This window comes from Oleiphilus sp. HI0132 (assembly GCF_001635845.1).
In genome coordinates this window covers 1-770 of the sequence record NZ_LWGJ01001516.1, presented here as the reverse complement: position 1 = coordinate 770, position 770 = coordinate 1, and the positions used below count along the sequence as shown (strand labels likewise).

General features: G+C 32.2%; 1 protein-coding gene. It reads left to right on the top strand.

What is annotated here, in order from left to right; all coding sequences use genetic code 11:
- A partial coding sequence (locus tag A3766_RS23465; RefSeq protein WP_197479703.1) for a PcfJ domain-containing protein occupies positions 1-573 on the top strand: 573 nt, incomplete at its 5' end.
- Between the last annotated feature and the right edge of the window lie 197 nt (positions 574-770).

Below are 770 nucleotides of genomic sequence, written 5' to 3'. Positions count from 1 at the left end.
CTGCCATATATCGACGAGCGACTTTTAAAGTTGATAGATCGTTTTCCTCAGTTTAAAACATCAAACTTGATTAATCAGTTTGGACAGAACTGGAGCTGGGATCATTTTGATCAGAGTTTTGACGATACAATAAATATGGGGGAAGAGTTAGGTATACCTAAAATTTTGTCCTTAATACTTGCCTGTAATAATCTCCGCTCATTAAAACAATTGCATGATAAATTGGCCGTTAAAATTAATGAAAAGGAATGCAGTAATACACCTTTGATTTACTATACGGAGCCGCCTGTTCGAGGGAATGAATTCGTCATCCCTATTACAAACAATCATGCATTAATGAATGAAGGAACTGTACAACATAACTGTGTTGCTTCTTATCATAATAGAATTATTTTAAGGAAGTATTACGTCTATAAAATATTGAAGCCCGAGCGGGCAACATTAGGTTTGAAGTTGAAAGAAGGGAAATTTCACAGTATTGATCAAATTAAGATATGCTTTAACTCGGATGTTTCAAAGAAGACCCTAGAACAAGTTGAAGAGTGGTTAATCATGAGCAAAATAGTTATCTAGTCAAATTTATCTATTTATCAAGGCAACTATAGATCGCTTTGAATACTAATAAATCGAAAAACTTTATAAGTGGCAATGTATGAATATTGAAATATTAAAAGAAAGCTATCATAAGACTTTAAGCAAAGTTAATTCTGAGGATTTTGAGTTTATTGAAGATAAATATTCAGGTGTATTTTTGCCATATTATTTTGAGG